Source organism: Nitrospirota bacterium, assembly GCA_020846775.1.
In the GTDB taxonomy this organism is placed as follows: Bacteria; Nitrospirota; 9FT-COMBO-42-15; order HDB-SIOI813; family HDB-SIOI813; genus RBG-16-43-11.
In genome coordinates this window covers 43,101-62,302 of sequence record JADLDG010000034.1, presented here as the reverse complement: position 1 = coordinate 62,302, position 19,202 = coordinate 43,101, and the positions used below count along the sequence as shown (strand labels likewise).

The following is a 19,202-nucleotide window of genomic DNA, read 5'->3' as shown; positions in this document are numbered from 1 at the left end:
ATGATTTCACCATTTACTTTAATATCAACATCTCTATTTATATTATTCTCAGTGTTGATATGTGCACTATTCTTTTTCCGGCACCAGAGGATGTTGGTATATTCTGTATTTTCTTTGACATCCATCGCCTCGTTTTTAGCTCTCATCGCCGGTATCTGGACGGTGCGGTCCGGGATAATAGAGTCTTATATTATATTGTTGGGTCTCCCCGACCTTCCGTTTCATATGCGGCTCGACCCCCTGTCGGGATTCTTTCTTACCCTGATCGGGGCCCTTGGATTTATCGTTTCTATCTATTCTATAGGTTATGTAAAGGGTTTTATAGGGCACAGGCCTGTGACAAGCCTTACCATCTTCTACTCTCTCTTCCTCGCAGGCATGTTAATGGTGGTACTGGCGGATGATGCATTTTTCTTTCTGATCTCCTGGGAGGTTATGGCGGCTGCTTCATACTTCCTTGTAATGTTTGAGGATGAGAGGACAGAGAACAGGAGGGCTGCATTCCTCTACCTGGTCATAGCCCATGTGGGGGCGCTTGCCATACTTCTATCCTTTGGTCTGATGGCAGGTTTTTCAAACGGATTCGGAAGTTTCAGCGGATATACCTTTGATGCCATGCGTCATGCCGTATACCCTCCCCATTGGGCGGCGCTCACGTTTTTTCTTGCTTTCTTTGGATTTTCGGCAAAGGCCGGTGTTATACCTTTGCACGTTTGGCTGCCTGAGGCACATCCAGTGGCGCCTTCCAACGTGTCTGCACTGATGAGCGGCATTATGTTGAAGACTGCTGTATATGGGATTATCCGGGTCACCTTTGACCTGATCAGGGATTTCCCCTGGTGGTGGGGTGCAGTAGTATTGATCCTGGGTCTGGTATCAGCGCTGCTTGGGATTCTTTTTGCCCTGCAGCAGCAGGATCTCAAAAAACTGCTTGCCTACTCTTCAGTGGAGAATATCGGTATTATTCTGGTCGCTATTGGACTTTCCATGACCTTTGCATCATACGACAGGCCTGTTCTCTCAGCCCTTGCACTTACTGCGGGGCTGTATCATACATTCAATCATGCCATGTTTAAAGGTCTTCTCTTCATGGGGGCAGGTGCTGTTCTTCATGCAACCCATGAGCGCAACATGGAAAAGATGGGGGGGCTTATTCACCTTATGCCCTGGACCTCTGCCATCTTCCTGATAGGGTGTATATCCATATCAGCCCTTCCTCCTTTTAACGGATTTGTCTCCGAGTGGCTTATGTTTCAGGCGTTCCTGCTTTCGCCGGCCCTCCCGAGCGCACTTCTCAATTTCCTGATTCCTATGGGAGCCGCATTACTGGCGCTTACCGCTGCACTCGCCGCAATGTGCTTTGTCAAGGCGTACGGTGTTACATTTCTTGGAAACTGGAGAGGCCAGCATCAGGTGAAAATCAATGAGGTAGACTGGTTCATGAGGATTGGTATGGGGATGACTGCAATTGCATGTCTATGCCTCGGTATCTTTCCAACGGCCATGATCCGCTGGATGGACATTATTGCTGCCGGATATGTCGGTGGAGAGCTGTCTGAATCTGCAGGTGCATTCGGGTGGATGTGGCTTACCCCTATTTCCCATGAGAGGGCATCCTACTCAGGACCTATTGTCTTACTTGGTCTGGTGGGGGTAGTGGCCCTGGTATATATCTTCCTTCATGCCCGCAGAAAAACCATCCATACGGGACCTTTATGGGACTGCGGTTTTGAGAAAGTGACCCCGAGGATGCAGTATACGGCAGCAGCATTCTCCATGCCGGTCAGGAGGATATTCGGATACTATTTTCGTATTCGTGAGCGGAAAGAACTGAAATATCTTTCCGGTCATAAGGCATTTATTAAGAGTATTGGTTATTCACTGAAGACCAGGGACCGCTTTTGGGGGTGGCTGTATAAACCAGTTGCTGACGCCTCTTTCTGGATATCCAGAAAGACAGGAAAATTGCAGAAAGGGCGTATTCAGGTATACCTCATATATTCATTTGCTACGATCATCATATTATTGGTGCTTTTAAGATGAGCGAAATGCTTTCTTCATATATATTAGAAGTCATACAGATATTATTGCTCTTTACTGCTGCACCTGTGTTCATAGGGTGGGTGAGAACATTAAAGTGCTGGTTTCAGGGACGGACTACAGCCGGTATATTTCAGCCTTACCGGGATTTGATAAAGCTCTTTCACAAAGACATCGTTCTCGCTGAAAATGCATCCTGGATATTCAGGGTTACACCCTATCTCATATTCGGTTTCACTGTTTTGATCGGTGCTATAATACCTGTACTGTCTGTAGATCTTCCCTTGTCCACTACAGCAGATGTAATAGCTATCGTCTCCCTTTTTGCCATGTCGAGATTTTTTACCGCTCTGGCTGGCATGGACATAGGCACTGCCTTTGGCGGGATGGGGTCAAGCCGGGAGATGACTATAGCATCCCTTGCTGAACCTGCCATGCTGATGGCTGTATTTACAGTTTCGCTTGCCAGTAAGTCAACGTCTCTTTCGCAGATGGTTCAGGTTATTGCACATGGTGATCTTAACCTGAGGCCTTCTCTTGCATTTGCACTGCTTGCATTCATCTTCATTTCATTAGCGGAGACAGGAAGGATACCTGTAGATAATCCGGCTACTCACCTTGAGTTAACGATGATTCATGAAGCGATGATACTGGAGTACTCGGGAAGATACTTAGCCCTCATGGAATGGGCAGGGATGATGAAGCTTTACCTTTTTGTGGTGATGGGAATTGCTGCATTCTTTCCATGGGGGATTGCCGGGAGAGGGGATTTAACCTTCGTTCCGATAGCTTTTTTAGTTCTGGCAGTGAAGCTGTGTTTAGCAGGGATCGGTCTTGTGTTGATAGAAACCGGTTTTGCAAAGATGAGGTTTTTCAGGGTTCCCGAGTTTTTAGGGAGCGCCTTCCTGTTTGCAACACTTGGGATGCTCTCTTTCTATATGCTGGAATGATGGTTGATACAATGGGCAGTTTGATATGTCAGTAAATGTTGCTGCACAACTAAATAGTGTACTGGCGGCGATGATACTCCTGACCTCCTTTGGTCTCCTTGCCCAAAGAAGGATATACGGCCTCCTGCACATCTTTGCGTGGCAGGGACTATTTCTTTCGATCAGTACCGCAGTAGTCGGGTATGTTGCGGGACAACACCATCTTTATATATCGTCTGTTCTTACGCTGATTCTTAAGGTCATCGCACTCCCGTATATTCTCCATTTGCTTATAATCCGGTTACAGATTCACAAGGAAGTTGAGACGGTTATCAATATCCCCAGCACTATGCTGATAGGAATCGCAATCGTTATCTTCTCATATCATCTGACTTCGCCCATCCGTGAGTTGTCAACCCTTGTTACCCGTTCGACTATTTCTGTGGCCCTGGCGACCGTAATGCTTGGGCTTCTGATGATGATTACCCGGAAGCATGCTGTTACCCAGATAATAGGCTTCCTTGCCATGGAAAACGGATTGTTCTTTGCTGCGACGAGCGCAACTTACGGTATGCCGCTGGTAGTGGAACTTGGCGTTGCCCTGGATATATTGATTGCTGCGTTCATTTTCGGCATATTCTTTTTCCATATAAGAACTACCTTTGAAAGCCTTGATGTGGAACAGATGGCAAGACTGAAAGAGGAGGACTGAGCAGTTAAATAGGGACAGCGCCTATTTATCTTATTTAACCTATTTAATTCTATTTAACTGCCCGGGATTAGGTAACGTTATTATGACTATTTTACTTTTATTAGGTGTATCTTTAATAGCTGCCGCTATCCTGGCCTTTGTGGGGGACAGGAAGTATGCCCCTGAGATAAACATTGTCTGTTCATTAGCAACTTTTGCAGTCAGCATTGCCCTCGCCAGACAGGTCTATATTGACGGATCGTTTATGGCCGGGAGGAAGTTTTTCTTCATTGATGAATTTAATGTTTATCTTGTTGTGCTGACGACATTCGTTTCCATGACTACCGCTATCTTCAGCAGGAGATATATGAGAACAGAGAGGGCGCATGGCCGTGTCGGCCACTGGGGTATGCGCTTCTATCATGCGATGTTCCAGCTCTTCATTTTCGCGATGCTGCTCTGTCTTTTAACCAACAATCTTGGTGTCCTCTGGATTGCAATGGAACTTGCAACCCTTTCCACGGTACTTCTCGTATCTCTATACAGGACGCCCACAGCAATAGAGGCGGCATGGAAATATTTTATCCTCTGCGGTGTGGGGATTGCACTTGCACTTTTCGGAACGGTACTGCTTTATTTTGCGGCTGAGAGGGTCCTTGGTGAGGGAGGAGAGGCATTGCTTTGGACTAACCTGAGCTTTGTGAGCGGGCAGCTTGAACCTACAGTCCTGCAATTGGCATTCGTGTTTCTTATGGTGGGATACGGGACAAAGGTAGGGCTTGTGCCGCTTCACAACTGGCTTCCCGATGCCCACAGCGAAGGTCCTACACCGATCTCGGCAGTACTCTCGGGCCTCCTGTTAAACATTGCACTCTATGCGCTGGTAAGGTGCAAGGTATTAGTGGATGGATCTCTCGGTACAAACCTGGCAGGTAATATAATGATGGGTTTCGGCATCCTTTCAATTATAGTTTCCGCTTTTTCGCTCCTTCGCCAGAAGGACATCAAGAGGATGTTCGCATACTCTTCTATCGAACATATGGGTATCGCAACGTTTGCCTTCGGCCTTGGGGGGCCAGTTGCAACCTTCGGGGCCTTGCTTCATATGCTGGTCCACAGCCTTACCAAGTCTTCTATCTTTTTTACAGTGGGGCATGCGGCACAGATGCATGATACTCAGGAGATGAGCAAAATAAAGGGGCTGGTTCGTGGAAACCCTCTTGTGGGATGGGGGCTTCTCCTGGGCGTTATGGCTATTGTTGGAATGCCGCCTTTCGGTGTATTCACGAGCGAGTTTCTGATCCTGACAGCAACGATGAAAGATGCGCCATACCTGATGCCTTTTCTTCTTCTGGGTCTGGGTGTTGCCTTCGCTGCTATATTCCGGCGTATCCAGCCAATGGTTTCCGGCCATCAGCCGCCAAAACAGCATATTCTTAAGGCCGCCCACATCCCGGTTGTGCTGCACCTGGCGCTTGTACTTGTAATAGGATTATATATGCCGAATTTTCTGTCTCAATGGTTTCATACGGCCGTGGAGTTGTTAAAATAAGCAATGATTGCAATGTAGCAAAGACAGGCAGGCGCTGTTTCCGGACGAAGGATAATATGGAAAGTTTAGAAAAAATTATAACAGGAGTGCTTGGTCCAGATGCCTTAAAGGATGTTTGTCACTATCCGGCCACTGTCCCATCTTTTCATATTCCAAGGGAAAGGTTTTTAGAAGCGGCAAAGGAAATGAAAAAGTCCGGCGCAAGGCTTGTTGCAGAATGGGCAACAGACGAAACAGGGATGGGTCCCATCAGAGGGTTCGGAATCTACACATGTTATGCACTCGACTCTGAATACATCATAGTCAGTTGCCGCATTCCTATTGATGATCCAACATTCCCAAGCCTTACCGGGATATTTGCAGCTGCCTCCCGCTTTGAACGCCAGATGAGAAGCCTCATGGGGGTTATCCCTGCCGGCCACCCTGACACGAGGCCATGGATAAAACACGAGGACTGGCCGGAGGATGCATATCCTTTGAGGAAAGGGTTTGATCCTTCTGTGCCGATGCAGCGGGTGAAGGGGGAATATCAGTGGATCAGGGCAGAAGGTGAAGGGGTTTATGAAATAGCTGTCGGTCCTGTTCATGCCGGTATCATCGAACCAGGTCATTTCCGCTTTCAGGCAGTAGGAGAGGACATCCTCCACCTGGAAGAGAGGCTTGGCTATGTACACAAGGGGATAGAAAAGAGATTTGAGTCCCTCACCTGGCTGGATGGAGCCAGACTGGCAGGCCGTGTATCCGGAGATACTACAGTGGCTCATACACTTGCTTACTGCATGGCCCTCGAGGCCATGTCCGGGTTTGTCCCGCAGGAGCGAGCCCTATGGATTCGGGCGCTGTTGCTGGAGATGGAGAGGATTGCAAACCACTTGGGTGATATCGGAGCCATCTGTAATGATGTGGCGTTTTCGTTCCTGCTTTATCAGTTTTCCATACTCAGAGAGACTGTATTGAAAACAAATGATAAGCTCTTCGGTCACAGATTAATGATGGATAAAATCCTTCCGGGCGGGGCGGCTGTTGACATAACTGCAGAAGGGAAAGAAGAAATCCTGAGAGAGATAGACTGCATAAGGAAAGAACTCGAAAGACTGGTTATAATCTATGATGAAAATTCTTCACTCGAAGACAGGGTAAGGGATGCAGGGATTCTGTTGACTGATGATGCAAGAGAGCTTGGTGTAGTTGGCTTTGCTGCGCGTGCCAGCGGGATAGGATTGGACTGCCGCATCCAGACACCTTTTCCTCCATATGACCGCATTATTCCCAGGATGACGGTCTTGAGATCAGGTGATATTCATGCCCGGGTATGGGTAAGGATTGAAGAGATTAGAGAATCCTTTCGTATTATTGGTGAAATATTAGAAGGCATCCCGGAAGGTATAACCAACGGTCGTTTTGATCCGCCTTCGAAGGAGTGTTCAGGGTTTGCAGTTGTCGAGGGATGGCGGGGAGAGATCGTCTACTGGCTCCAGTCTGGCCCAAAAGGGGAGATAAACCGCTGCATGGTAAGAGACCCCTCAAGTGTAAACTGGCTTGCACTGGAACTTGCGATCCACGGTAATATCGTCCCTGATTTTCCGGTGTGTAACAAGAGCTTCAATCAATCATATTCCGGAAACGATCTCTAAATTCCCTCTCCCTCAGGGAGAGGTCAAGGATGAGGATGGGTACTAAAAGTTATGCTAAAAATCCTGCATCAGATATTCAGAACAGGCATCGTCACAGAACCTCTGCCGACAGGAGTGGAAGAAGAGATACAAGTAGTAGGGCAAGAACTGGAAGAGGCCATAAGGCGGTGTTTCCATAGGAGCCTCACCATCCGGGCAGTAGATGCCGGCTCATGTAATGCCTGCGAACTGGAGCTCCAGGCCATGAATAACCCCGTCTACAATTGTGAGCGGTTCGGCATCCATTTTACAGCCTCACCAAGATTTGCCGATATGCTTTTGGTCACAGGCCCTGCTACCCGAAACATGGAGATTGCCTTAAAGAGGACATACAATGCAATGCCTCCGCCGAAGTTCGTCGTTGCTGTGGGAGATTGCGGATATGACGGCGGAATCTTTGGTGAAGGCTATGCATCCCTCGGAGGCATAGGAAAGGTCCTCAGGGTAGACGCCTATATCAAGGGCTGTCCTCCAAAACCAGCAGATCTTCTCAGGGGCATCCTGCGAGTTATCCGTTAATCCCGATTCGGACGGTCTGCCTGCAGGATGTCTTTCATAGTTATTTGTCCAGTATATCCCTGATCTTACGTAACAATTCACCTGCATTGAAAGGTTTTTGTATTAGCGGCAGGTTTGCTGCCCTGAGCATCTGGAGTCCTATCATGTCAGCAGTATAACCTGACATGAACAGGGATTTAATTCCTGGCCTGGTCCTTACTATCTGTTCAGACAATATCTTTCCTGTCACTCCGGGCATAATAACATCGGTCAACAGAAGATGAATGTCTCCGAAATGCATGTTAGACAACTGCATTGCTTCATGTCCATCCTTTGCTGCAAGAACTTTATATCCATAGGCCAGTAAAATCTGCGACACCATCTCTCTGACCCTATCATCATCTTCAGCAACAAGGATTGTTTCATCTCCCCCCGGAAATTCCCCTGCAGCAGATGCTGCTGATATCTCACATAGAGGACCTTTTGCACGGGGAAGAAATATCTTGAAAGTAGTACCATATCCTTCCTCACTGTAGACCCAGATACTGCCGTTGTTTTGCTTAACAATTCCATAGACTGTGGAAAGCCCGAGCCCGGTGCCCTTGCCGATTTCCTTTGTAGTAAAAAAAGGTTCAAAGATGTGAGAGACGACGTTCTTTGCCATGCCCTGGCCAGTATCATAAATCGCAAGCATTACATAATCTCCCTTACTTGTTTCAATATGAGTAGATACATAATCATCATCCAAAACAATGTTGGACGTATCAATGGTCAGTTGTCCGCCATCGGGCATTGCATCACGGGCATTAATTGCAAGATTGATTATAACCTGTTCAATCTGTGTTGGATCCGACTCGATATTCCACAAATCCTGAGACAGAATAGTCTTGAGCTGGACTTGTTCCCCCACAAGGCGTTTCAGCATCTTGCTCATATTGTTTATGAGGTTGTTTAAGTTAAGTACTCTCGGCTCAATGACCTGCCTGCGGCTGAATGCAAGCAGCTGCTGAATCAGGTTCGTTGCCTGATCACCGGAATATATAATATTGTTCAACAGCTCCTGACGGGGGTCGTCCTGAGGAAATCGCATCTGAAGCAACTCGGCATAACCATTAAGAGCAGTCATTATATTATTGAAATCATGGGCAATGCCTGCGGTCAGATGCCCTATAGCCTCCATCTTCTGCATCTGCCGGTATTGCTCTTCAATTTGGAATGCAAGTGTGACATCTTGTTGTATGCCGGCAAAGTTTACAATCGTCCCTTTATCATCCCTAACAGGAATAATTGTAGATTCATCAACATAACGTGTTCCATCTTTTCGCAAATTGACTATTTGCCCTCGCCATATCTTTCCTGACTTGATAGTTGCCCACATATCCCTGAAAAAACTGTCATCATGCTCTCCACTCTTGATTATACCGGGCGTCCTGCCAATAACTTCACTCCTTCTGTAACCTGTAATCCTTTCGAAGGTGGGATTGACATATACTATAACACCATCAGTGTCAGTAATGATTACACTCTCAATGGTCTGTTCGATTACCTGCGTCAGAAGGGAAAGTTCAGAATTCCGCCTGCGTATTTCCTCTTCTGCCTTTTTTTGACTAATTATCAAACTAAGCTGTGAAGCGACTGTAGTGACAAGTTCTATTGTACGGTCTTCCCTTTTCTTAATCGCAGCAGAAAAGAAAACTAATACTGCAAGACAGTCATCTCCGCTTATAATTGGAATGCCTAATGCTGTTTTAATGCCAGTTTCCCTTGCGATATCCTTCCTGATGAACAGTTTCTGCGACTCACTTGTCACATCCGTTATCCACTCAATTTCCCCTTTTGACCATATACTCCCTGGCAAGCCGGCGCCTTTCTCAAAAACATGTTTTTTGCTTAATGTCTCAAATTCCATGGAGGCAGTGAGATTGCAATGACATGAGTCGCAGTATACAAGTGTTGTCCCATCTTCAGATGGCAGCCATGCCTCTCCGTAATCCCAGCCAATTACATTGCACACCTCTCTTAAAACTACTTCTAAAGCAGAGCGGAAATCTTTACTGGTAACAATTTCCTTTGTCATCCCATAAAGGAGGTTGATTTCTTTTTCTGTTCTGGTTCTCTTAGCAACCTCTTCTTTCAGGAGTTGGTTTGCCGCTTCAATCTGTCCCATCTTATCTTCGAGCTTCCTGACAAGTGTCTCATTGTACATCCTGTTTAAATCCTTCTCAGCCCTTGCAATCCTTACAGTGCTGACAAGCTTGCCTTGCTTATATTGCAAAATGACATCCCTTATTATGTCTGCAAACGCCTTAGGGTCAGCTGGCTTTACGATGAACTTCTCTGCTCCAAGGGAAAATGCAAACTCTTCATCCCGCGAGTCAGTATATGTCGCCGTGTAAAAAACGAAGGGTATCCTGTTCAGGGTTGGATCCTGCTTCCATTGTCTGCAAAGCGCGAATCCATCCATTTCATGCATCAGGATATCGGAGATGACTAATGCAGGAGGGCTGAGCCTGGCCTTAGCAAGGGCCTCAACACCATTAGAAGCGGTTTCTATCTCATATCCGTATCCCTTAAGAAGAGTTTCAAGCATATAGAGATCCGGCTGGTTGTCGTCAACGATGAGGATTTTGATCATTGTTAAACCTCCTGCTGCGATAAACCTTTGAATTACAGGATGGAAATAACTACTGCTGCACCCATATCAAAGTAATCTAATGCCAATCGGGTTTTTGCAGCTTTGCATGGTATTAGCAGCTATTAATTTGCTATAATAACACAGGCAATAATGAATAACAATTCAAGCATACAGGGATTTTCAGATGAAAGACCTTAGCAAACAACAGCTGTATGATATCTTAGAGCGCATGAGCGATGGCATTGTCGCCCTTGATAAAAACTGGAATTACATCTATGTAAACAAGCTCGGGGCTGAGATGCTTGGAAGAAAACCTGAAGACCTCATTGGAAAGCATATATGGACTGAATTTCCTGAAGGCATAGACCAGCCATTCTACAAGGCATACCATAATGCGATGGAAAAACAGATAAACATTCGGATCGAAGAATACTACCCCCCCTGGGACCGATGGTTTGAAAACCGAATTTACTCATCACCGGATGGTATTACCATATTTTACCAGGATATAACAGAGAGAAAGAAGACAGAAGTAAGTTTACGTGAAAGTGAGCAGGAGCTCCGTACTATCAACAGGGTTATTGCAACATGTTCGAGTACCATGGACGTATACGATATACTGCAGAGGGTTTTAGACGAAGCCCTTGCCATTGCCGGTCTTGAGGGTGGAACCTTTTGCCTTCTCGAACCTGACGGTTCATTAAGCCTTGGTGCTCAGAGGAATGCCTCTGAAGACATGATCAAAGACCTGACGTCACACCGCATCAAGGTTGGTGACTGCCTCTGCGGTTCAGCTGCCCGTGACAAAAGGCCATTGATACTCCGGAACAGGGATGAGGTCCATTCTTTTTCAACACTTGAAGCCGCTTTGGCAGATGATATCCGCTTTCATGCAGCTTTTCCTGTAATAAGAGATGATATTTGCCTCGGGGTTTTGTGCGTATTCACAAGGACTGACAGGAAGCCAACTGAGAGAAGCATTCATCTGCTTGAGACAATTACTTCACAGATATCTCTGTCTATAGAAAATGCAAGACTATACACAAACATTTTAAATCATTCTGAAAAGCTGGAAGAGAAGGTTGCAGAGCGTACGGCAGATTTGGAAAGGGCAAACATAAGACTTAAGGAACTTGACCGCCTGAAAAGCATTTTTATCGCCAGCATGAGCCATGAGTTAAGGACTCCGCTCAACTCCATAATAGGTTTCACAGGAATTATACTCCAGGGCCTGACAGGTGATATCACAACGGAGCAAAGAAAACAACTCTCCATTGTCAAGAAGAGTGCGAATCACCTCCTCGATTTGATAAATGACGTGATAGATATCAGCAAGATTGAATCTGACAGAGTGGAACTAAATCCAGTGGACATTGATATCTCCCGTCTTTTAAATGAAGTTATCATGTCATTCAACAATGAATTAGAACAAAAAGGGCTTAGCCTGAATATTAAGGCGCCAGAGAAACTCATAATCAGAACTGATGAGAAAAGGGTAAGGCAGGTTCTGAATAATCTCCTGAGCAATGCAATAAAATTTACAGACCATGGTGGAATAGAGATTGATGTAGCAGAAGCAAATGGAAACATCAGTTTAAGTTTCCGGGATACAGGCATCGGAATTAAACCTGAGGACATGGGAAGCCTTTTTAAGTCATTCAGCAAAATACGATATGAAAACATGCCTGTAATAGAAGGTACAGGGCTTGGGCTTTATATATCATATAAGATTGCACAACACCTTGGTGGAGGGTTGTCAGCAGAAAGCGTATACGGAAAGGGAAGCGCCTTTACATTTACACTCCCTGAAGGAACGGGTAAAAGTTGATGGGAAAATCCTTCTGTATATTAAAGTTTGTTAAGTTGCAAGCTTGACAGTATCAGCAACAATCTATTATAAATAAGTCCTGAGCTGTTTTTTATTCAGGGCGAGCGACGTCTGCAGCAGATGGATACTCAGGGAAGAGGCCCGTACCGTAATATTTGAGCAAGTATGGAAAAGGAGGAGTATGAGTAACGACATTCGAAATGTAATAATTATAGGGTCCGGCCCTGCTGGTCTTACTGCGGCTATTTATGCTGCAAGGGCGGACTTAAAGCCGATTGTGATAGAAGGTCCGCAGACGGGAGGTCAGCTGACCATTACTACTGACGTGGATAACTATCCTGGTTTTCCTGATGGTATAATGGGCCCAGAGCTCGTCATGGATATGAAAAAACAGGCTGAACGTTTTGAGACTGAGTTCGTCTCAGGAGATGTAACGTCAGTAGATTTCTCAAATCCTCCGTTTACTGTTAATATAGGTGATGCCTCCTACAGGGCTAAAACCATCATTATAGCCACAGGGGCTGCAGCAAGGTGGCTCGGTTTAGAGTCCGAGAGCAAGCTGCGCGGGAGCGGTGTTTCAGGGTGTGCTACATGTGACGGATTTTTCTTTAAAGGGAAAGATGTAGTGGTAGTCGGTGGCGGAGATACTGCGGTTGAAGAGGCAGTTTTCCTGACTAAATTTGCCAATAAAGTGAGTTTGGTCCACAGACGGGACCAATTGAGGGCATCAAGGATATTGCAGGAGAAGGCATCAAAAAATGAGAAGCTGTCATTTATCTGGGACTCAGTTGTTGAAGAAATCCTTGGTGTGGATGTCGGGCATGTCAGAGGGATAAGGCTTAAAAATGTCAAGAGTGGTGCAGTGACTGATATCCACTGTGATGGTGTATTCATAGCAATAGGTCATACGCCCAATACAAAGCTTTTCGCAGGCACGATTGATCTTGATGACCAGGGTTACATAGTGCTTAAAGAACGGACATATACAAACATACCGGGAGTCTTTGCCGCAGGAGATGTGGCAGACCCATATTACAGGCAGGCGATAACTGCCGCAGGCATGGGGTGCATGGCAGCTATTGATGCTGAACGTTATCTGGAAGGATAAAACGGATAACAGAAATTGATATTCGAGTGAAGCAAAGAGGACTGTGAATTGATAGATAACATTGGTAATCTGAAACATCAAATCAGCGAGTTCTTTACTTCATACGCCCGCAGCCTGTCTGACTGCCAATATGCTGATATCCGCATCGAGCTGAACGATACCCGCTGGGCCTCTGCTGAAGATGGAAAGCCCAAGTCCGCTGGCAGGGATGAAGGGGGTTCCTTTGGCATACGGGTAATAGCGGGGAGGGGAAAAAAGGCCCCGGGTTACTATGGAAGTATCTTCAGTATTAGAGATTTGCACCGAATTAATGACCTTATAAAAGAAGGTTTAAACCACGCCCATGCACGGGCAGCAGCAAACAGTAAGCATAAAAGCAGGGTTGCCGACTCAATTGCAGGCCTTGACAACATACTCTACAGCACAGAACTCGCGAATATAGAAATTCACAGAGATACAATACCTGCGGTCTTTAAGATATCTCCCAAATCAGTTTCTCCTCAGGATATTCTTTTATTTGTTGAAGATGCATCAAAAAGCGTCAGGGGGATATCTGCCATAAAGTTTAATGATGTCACTGCATATACACAAAATCTTGGAACATTATTTATAAACACCGAAGGTGCCCTTATAGATCAGTATTATGCATATAGTCAGGGCAATGTCTATGTCGTAGCCTCAGGCAAAGAGGGACAGCAGGAACTTTATGAATATATAGGAGATCAGAGGGGATGGGAGGCAGTCAGCGGCGGTGAAAACGCAATGGAGATGAACCTTCTTGATTTCTCTATGCGTGTTGCAGGGGATGCTGCCGCCCTGTCTGATGCAAAGGTGCTCAAGACTACAGAAAAAGAGGTGATAGTGGTCACTGACCCTTATTTTAATACACTCCTTTCTCACGAGATAATAGGTCATCCGATGGAGGCAGACAGGGTATTGAAATATGAGACTGCCTATGCAGGAAGGAGTTGGTTTTATAGAGGTCTAAATGAAAACTACATAGGAAAACAGGTGGCATCTCCACTGATAACAACATATTCAGACCCGGCACTGCCTGGTTATGGTCACTATGTATACGATGATGAAGGGACAAAGGGCAGAAAGGTTATTCATATGGAAAACGGGGTGCTCAGGGGCTTTATGAACAGCAGGCAGACGGCATCTTTACTCGGTATGAGCCCCAATGGTTCTTATATGGCAACAGATGCATCACTGGTGCCCTTAATCCGCATGTCTACGACTGTATTTGCAAATGGTAAAACTGACCCTAAAAAGATTATAGGTGATATTAGTGACGGCTACTATCTGTGGGGTATGCACACTCCATCAATCTCTGAGTCGAGAGAGAATTTTTCAATGTCTGCTATAAAGACATACAGGATACATCGTGGTGAGATTACAGAATTATTCCGGGGAGGCGGGATCAGCGCTGACAGTATGAGTTACCTTATGAGTATTGATGCAGTCGGCAATGACTTTAAAATATACCCCATAGCAAATTGCGGCAAGGGCCAGCCGATGCAGACAAAAAGGCTCGGAAACGGCGGGCCTACATTGAGGGGCAGGGCAAGGATAGTCGGTGGAAGTTGATGGCCAGTATATGATGGGTGTTTTAATTGTGGGTCTATAATGTTACCAGTAGCTAAATTAAAAGAAACAGCATCAAACGGCCTTACATACATACAGAGCCTTCCTGATGTAGCCGAGGCCGAGGTCTTTGTAAGCACTATCTCCCATCTGCTAACCCGCATAAACTTTACATCCTCTATCCCATGTAACGGAATAGAAGAGCCCAAGTCCACATTATCATATGGCATAGGCGTCCAGGTCGTTTTCAAGGATGGAGACAGAAAAAAAATAGGCTTCGGAAGTCAGACCGCTGATATCTCTATTGAAGGTGTAAAAGAGGCAGTGGAGAAGGCAAGGATGTCAGCAGTAGATGACCCTGATTTCCATTTCCTTCCAACCCCATCAGGTTCTCCGGTAATGGACCCTGATTATGAAGACCCTGAACTGATGATCCTCGGAGATGAGGGGCTTGTGTTTCTTGGGTGGAAGGCACTCGAAGGGGCGGTCAAGACATTCCGGGAACATAATATTATGGATTCAGTGATCATTGGGGGGGATGTAAGCATTGTACAGGAGAAGATGGCGATAGCATCAACAACAGGTATAATAGCCTGTGATGAAGCCGCCAGTGCCTCTGCATATATTACTACGATGATAGAGGCTGATAATGCAAAGGGAAGCGGATATGAGGTTGGGATGAATCTCGGTGAGTTTGTCCCTGAGAATGCAGGTATCAGGGCTGCCATGAGCGCCATAAAGTCAAGGAATGGCCGCCGGGTGCCGTCAGGAAAATACAAGCTGATACTGGGCCCACAGCCTGTTGCAGACCTCCTTGGCAACATCGTATTGCCATCTCTTAACCTCGCTGTTGTAGATGCCGCAAGTTCTGCATTCAGCGGAAGATATGGGACAGCCGTGGCAGACAGCAGGATCTCCATTTATGATGACGGGTCACTCAGCGGCTATCCCATGAGCCGGAGATTTACGTGCGAGGGACTATCTACCGGCAGGACTGAATTAATAAAAGATGGTCTGCTTACAGGCTATTTATCAAACAACTATTACAGGAATAAGGTCTTACATGACAGTTCCGCCAGAGATAAGATAGGCGCTGACCCGGCAGACATCGCAAATGCTCTTTTACCCCGCAATGGCTTCCGGACAGGGGAATCCATGCTGAGATCTTTCAGGGGCAAACCATCTATCGTTCCCACAAATGTCATAGTAGAGACATCAGGTGCAGTTCCATCAGACGAACTTGTACGCATGATTGGAGACGGCATCTATATAGGACGTATCTGGTACACCTATCCGATAAACGGCCTCCTTGCCGGTGATTTCACATGCACAGTGATTGGTGATTCATACCTTATAGAAGGCGGAAAGATAACAGAGCCGTTAAAACCAAACAGCATCAGGATCGCCGATAATATCCGCAGCCTCTTAAATCAGGTTATCGGGACTACCAAAGACATAAAACCAGTTCTCCTCTGGGGCTCCCCGGAGGTTATCTATTCACCGGAAATAGCTGTCCAGGATATCACCCTCTTTTCCATAGGAGGATAGACCTTCCATTTCATCTTTAATATATCTCGTAGGAGATCGGGATATATCCGATCTCTTATCGGGAGAGACGCTGCTCATTCTGCATGCTTTGTGTCAGCTATCGGCGGCAGCGGGATAGTTCTCGTCCTCTCAGCCGTCATGTGAAGGGGACCGATATCTACGACCTGCCCTCTGGTCGTGTAGGTGATGCCCTGATATGCAAAGGCCACGATCCCTATAGCGATGAGGATGATTGCAAGCAGTGTATTTATTTTCACTTTGTGCCTCCTGTAGCGCCGAACCGGGTGTCGCCGAGCGGTGTCAGCACACCGGACTTGTTATGCAACCACCCTTTTTCGACCACAGCCATCATTACTGTACGATTAGGGTTCCATTCAGAGATCTCAATCACATCCAGTTCCGGGATATTGTCATATGAATAGTTACCCAAAGTATCAGTCGTATCTGTTCCTGTCAACACACCCGTATTTACATCTTTTGCCGTGATGATCACCTCGCTCGTGATGCTGCCCTGTGCAAAGGCACAACTGCTTAGAGCGATCAAGCCACTTGAAATAAGCATAACAATGAAAACGTTGAATGCTTTTTTTCGATGTTTCATGATATAGTTCCTCCGGTAAACGTACTATGAATTTGGTTTTCTGAGGTTAAGGCAGCAGGATGAGATTTTTCTGTTAACAGGTTTATCGGTTGCGTTGACATGTTTTAATTAAAGGATAAAAAAACTAAGGAGATGTGCTTAAAATTATCCAAAAGGTTTGCGCCCCTGAATGATGTTAAACAGCACCACGATTATGGCAATTACCAGCAGGAGGTGAATAAACCCTCCCATGGTGTAACTGCTTACCAGACCCAGTATCCACAAAATGATAAGTATAACAGCTATCGTCCACAACATATGATCCTCCTTTCAGATCACTGCCGGTTAGCTGCCGGCCGGCAAACCTGCACCAGCCGGCAACTGTCCAGAAGTATACGTGTTCATAGGCTCTTACTACTCGATTGTCATCCGGTTGTTTACGCTCTTAACACCTGTTATGTCGTTTACCAGTTTGGTGACCAGGTTCTTTTCGGCAGCGTTACTGGCCTTCCCATATAACGTAACCACGCCATTCTTCGTCTCAACCTTGGTGTTGACGGCGCTGGTCGAGCGATGGAACAGCAGAGACATCTTCGCCTGAGCGGTGATGGATGCATCATCAATCTTATCAATTACGATATCGCTAGTCTTTTTAGATGCCTTTGACACAGTCATTACATTATTGACATCTTTAACCCCATCAATATCCCTGGCGTATTCGGTCGTCAGGTCCTTTTGTGCCTGATTATCGGCCTCACCTTTCAGTGTCACAATACCGTCTTTGGTCTCAACCTCCGTCATGGCGCTTACGCTCCTATGGAACAATAGCGTGGTTTTCAATTTCATAGTGATCCACGCATCCGACTTCTCAGCGGGGTATTCACCTTTGACTACCAACCTGTTATCCACGCTTTTGACCCCTGGCAGATTCGACACAGTCTCAAAAGCCAATGACTTGTGGGATTCTTCGGAGACAGTCCCTGTCAAGATGACGACGCCATCATCAGATTTGATTTTAATATCATCACCCTTAAGGTAGGTCTTGAATACATACGACTTCCTGGCAGATGATTCGATGCGGTCATCCATCGTGGACGCGTGCACAGGCACGTTTGCCGCCAGCATCGCAACCACAACCACTAATAGTACTGCATAATATTTTATTTTAATTTTCATTGCTTCGTCTCCTTTTAGTTAATTATTACAGCTTACAGATCGGCGATAATCTGGCGGACTTCATCCTCCGCCTTGCCCAGCTTTTTTTGCAGCCGGCCAAGCAACTCGTCATGCTTCCCTTCCGCGTAAACAAGATCATCGTCCGTAAGCTGGCCATACTTCTTCTTGAGCTTGCCCTGCACTTCATTCCATGTACCCTTGAATGTCAGTTTGTTCATTATGTAATTAAGTTCCCTATTCCTCCATGTGGTTTATTTTGTTCAATTATCTGCTCTCTGTGTGTGTTCATACGTGTCCCCTCCTTGAACACTTTTGAATCTGTGAAAATTGTTGTGATAACATTGATGATTGACGCATCCAGGATTGGATGGTTTTTGAGCGTCTTATCGAAGTATTATTTCTACAATAGCACGATGATAATGGAACTGCAAGTATGTTGTGGTAATTATTTAAACGAAAATACAGAGGATACGGTTTCTTTATTAACCTGAAAGCCCTCATTTTTAAGCTTTATGAAGAGTTATGTGTTGATGGGCACAATTAAAAAACTATCCTTGACGAGGTGGATACCGGAGAGTAAAATGAGTACTAATTTTCGATAATCCTCGATAGTCCTAAGTCCTGCTTGGTTGGAAAGATAAATTATCTATATGCATGAAGGAGCGAAACGAACAATGAAGCGGACTTTGCAAGTCTCAATTGGTTTTGGGATACTCATAACAATGCTCATCGCGGCATGTGCCACTACAAAGCTTACCTCGGCATGGAAGGACCCGTTGTATAAGGGGAAGCCCCATAAGATCATGATCATAGGGGTAGCCAAGAAGCCGGTAAATAAAAGAATTTTTGAGGACGAGTTTGTCCGGCAGCTCATGGCCAGGGGGACGGATGCCGTTGCGAGTTATACTGTTATGCCTGATGAAAAGCAGGGTGATAATTCGGCCATCGCTGCGAAGATGAAGGAACAGGGAGCCGATGCAGTGCTCATTGCGAGGCTGGCGAGCAAAAAGACAGTGCACACCTATATTCCGGGGATCTCATCTTATCCGCAGTCCTATTACAGCAATTGGCGCGACTATTACGGGTATGGCTCGCAGGCTGTGTACTCACCAGGTTATATGGCGGAGGACGAATACGCTGTCATGGAAATCAACCTTTATGACGCAGGTAAAGACAAGCTGATCTGGTCCGCCTCATCTGAAACGGAGATCCTTGGCTCTGATCAGAATCAAATTAAATCCTATATCGGTGTCATGGTGAAGGCGATGGCTGACCAGAAATTACTGAGGTAGGCATTATATATGATCGCACAGGGAAGCGGAATAAATCGGCAACAGGAATTTGTGGATGCAGTGAG

17 protein-coding genes are annotated in these 19,202 nt (G+C 46.0%); 11 read left to right on the top strand and 6 right to left on the bottom strand.

What is annotated here, in order from left to right; all coding sequences use genetic code 11:
• The 6 genes from hyfB to nuoB all read left to right on the top strand — a co-directional run bounded on the left by hyfB (position 1) and on the right by nuoB (position 7,404).
• Positions 1-2,043: a hydrogenase 4 subunit B gene (gene hyfB, locus IT392_05120; GenBank protein MCC6543868.1), complete on the top strand. Its 2,043-nt coding sequence runs from the start codon at positions 1-3 to the stop codon at positions 2,041-2,043.
• Positions 2,040-2,990, top strand: coding sequence for an NADH-quinone oxidoreductase subunit H (locus IT392_05115; protein MCC6543867.1), 951 nt, complete (start codon positions 2,040-2,042; stop codon positions 2,988-2,990). Before hyfB ends, IT392_05115 begins: the two co-directional genes overlap by 4 nt.
• 25 nt (positions 2,991-3,015) lie before the next feature.
• Positions 3,016-3,681, top strand: coding sequence for a formate hydrogenlyase (locus tag IT392_05110; protein ID MCC6543866.1), 666 nt, complete (start codon positions 3,016-3,018; stop codon positions 3,679-3,681).
• A gap of 82 nt (positions 3,682-3,763) precedes the next feature.
• Positions 3,764-5,212 (top strand): hydrogenase 4 subunit F, encoded by a 1,449-nt coding sequence (locus IT392_05105; GenBank protein ID MCC6543865.1) that lies wholly within the window; start codon positions 3,764-3,766, stop codon positions 5,210-5,212.
• Between the two features lie 56 nt (positions 5,213-5,268).
• Positions 5,269-6,846: an NADH-quinone oxidoreductase subunit C gene (locus tag IT392_05100; GenBank protein MCC6543864.1), complete on the top strand. Its 1,578-nt coding sequence runs from the start codon at positions 5,269-5,271 to the stop codon at positions 6,844-6,846.
• A 51-nt stretch (positions 6,847-6,897) separates the two neighbouring features.
• A complete protein-coding gene (nuoB, locus tag IT392_05095) occupies positions 6,898-7,404 on the top strand; it encodes an NADH-quinone oxidoreductase subunit NuoB (GenBank protein ID MCC6543863.1) in 507 nt (168 codons plus the stop codon).
• 40 nt (positions 7,405-7,444) lie between these two features.
• On the opposite strand, the gene IT392_05090 is transcribed toward nuoB, so the two are convergent.
• On the bottom strand, positions 7,445-10,018 hold the full coding sequence (locus tag IT392_05090) for a response regulator (protein ID MCC6543862.1): 2,574 nt from the start codon (positions 10,016-10,018) through the stop codon (positions 7,445-7,447).
• A 184-nt stretch (positions 10,019-10,202) separates the two neighbouring features.
• Here IT392_05090 and IT392_05085 point away from each other — a divergent pair, with 184 nt between their 5' ends.
• The 4 genes from IT392_05085 to IT392_05070 all read left to right on the top strand — a co-directional run bounded on the left by IT392_05085 (position 10,203) and on the right by IT392_05070 (position 16,089).
• The gene (locus IT392_05085) at positions 10,203-11,846 is read left to right on the top strand and encodes a GAF domain-containing protein (GenBank protein MCC6543861.1); all 1,644 of its coding nucleotides are present in this window, start codon (positions 10,203-10,205) and stop codon (positions 11,844-11,846) included.
• 181 nt (positions 11,847-12,027) lie between these two features.
• Positions 12,028-12,954, top strand: coding sequence for a thioredoxin-disulfide reductase (gene trxB, locus IT392_05080; GenBank protein MCC6543860.1), 927 nt, complete (start codon positions 12,028-12,030; stop codon positions 12,952-12,954).
• Positions 12,955-13,002: 48 nt separating this feature from the next.
• The gene (locus tag IT392_05075) at positions 13,003-14,544 is read left to right on the top strand and encodes a TldD/PmbA family protein (GenBank protein ID MCC6543859.1); all 1,542 of its coding nucleotides are present in this window, start codon (positions 13,003-13,005) and stop codon (positions 14,542-14,544) included.
• 39 nt (positions 14,545-14,583) lie between these two features.
• Positions 14,584-16,089, top strand: a complete 1,506-nt coding sequence (locus IT392_05070; GenBank protein ID MCC6543858.1) for a TldD/PmbA family protein — start codon at positions 14,584-14,586, stop codon at positions 16,087-16,089.
• Between the two features lie 74 nt (positions 16,090-16,163).
• Here the strand turns inward: IT392_05070 and IT392_05065 are convergent, their stop codons facing one another.
• The 5 genes from IT392_05065 to IT392_05045 all read right to left on the bottom strand — a co-directional run bounded on the left by IT392_05065 (position 16,164) and on the right by IT392_05045 (position 18,063).
• Positions 16,164-16,346 carry a DUF3185 domain-containing protein gene (locus IT392_05065; protein ID MCC6543857.1) on the bottom strand — a complete coding sequence of 61 codons (183 nt, stop codon included), beginning with the start codon at positions 16,344-16,346 and terminating at the stop codon, positions 16,164-16,166.
• On the bottom strand, positions 16,343-16,690 hold the full coding sequence (locus IT392_05060) for a hypothetical protein (GenBank protein MCC6543856.1): 348 nt from the start codon (positions 16,688-16,690) through the stop codon (positions 16,343-16,345). Before IT392_05060 ends, IT392_05065 begins: the two co-directional genes overlap by 4 nt.
• A 144-nt stretch (positions 16,691-16,834) precedes the next feature.
• Positions 16,835-16,987: a lmo0937 family membrane protein gene (locus IT392_05055; GenBank protein ID MCC6543855.1), complete on the bottom strand. Its 153-nt coding sequence runs from the start codon at positions 16,985-16,987 to the stop codon at positions 16,835-16,837.
• Between the two features lie 96 nt (positions 16,988-17,083).
• Positions 17,084-17,845: a BON domain-containing protein gene (locus IT392_05050; protein MCC6543854.1), complete on the bottom strand. Its 762-nt coding sequence runs from the start codon at positions 17,843-17,845 to the stop codon at positions 17,084-17,086.
• A gap of 32 nt (positions 17,846-17,877) precedes the next feature.
• A complete protein-coding gene (locus IT392_05045; protein MCC6543853.1) occupies positions 17,878-18,063 on the bottom strand; it encodes a CsbD family protein in 186 nt (61 codons plus the stop codon).
• Between the two features lie 456 nt (positions 18,064-18,519).
• On the opposite strand from IT392_05045, the gene IT392_05040 reads away from it, so the two are divergent.
• Entirely contained in the window at positions 18,520-19,137 is a 618-nt protein-coding gene (locus tag IT392_05040) for a hypothetical protein (GenBank protein MCC6543852.1), read from the top strand.
• The last annotated feature ends 65 nt before the right edge of the window (positions 19,138-19,202 follow it).